Source organism: Mameliella sp. CS4, assembly GCF_019392335.1.
Taxonomy (GTDB): domain Bacteria; phylum Pseudomonadota; class Alphaproteobacteria; order Rhodobacterales; family Rhodobacteraceae; genus Antarctobacter.
Map to the genome: position 1 here is coordinate 1 of NZ_JAHXRQ010000216.1, position 255 is coordinate 255.

The 255-nt window shown below is 65.9% G+C and carries 1 protein-coding gene; it reads right to left on the reverse strand.

The annotated features are described in order from the left end of the window. Window positions 1–255: AI-2E family transporter (locus KZZ07_RS27155; protein WP_219520116.1), on the reverse strand; the 255-nt coding region annotated here is incomplete at both ends.

The following is a 255-nucleotide window of genomic DNA, read 5'->3' on the forward strand; positions in this document are numbered from 1 at the left end:
TAGGGGATGAAGCGCATGATCGCCGAGAACACGCCCCACAGGAGCGGGTTGGGCACGCCGATGAACCAGAGGCCGATCCCGACGATCACCCCGAACGTCGCGTTCATTCCGAGCTGAGCGAGGAAGTAGGTGCCGAGGCGGCCGGCCGCGTCGTCCATGGCCACCGTCGTGCGGTGCAGGTCGCTCGATCCGAACAGGCGGATCATGCGATTGCGCAGGTCCTCGCGCTGCAGGAGGAGAAACACGACCACGACG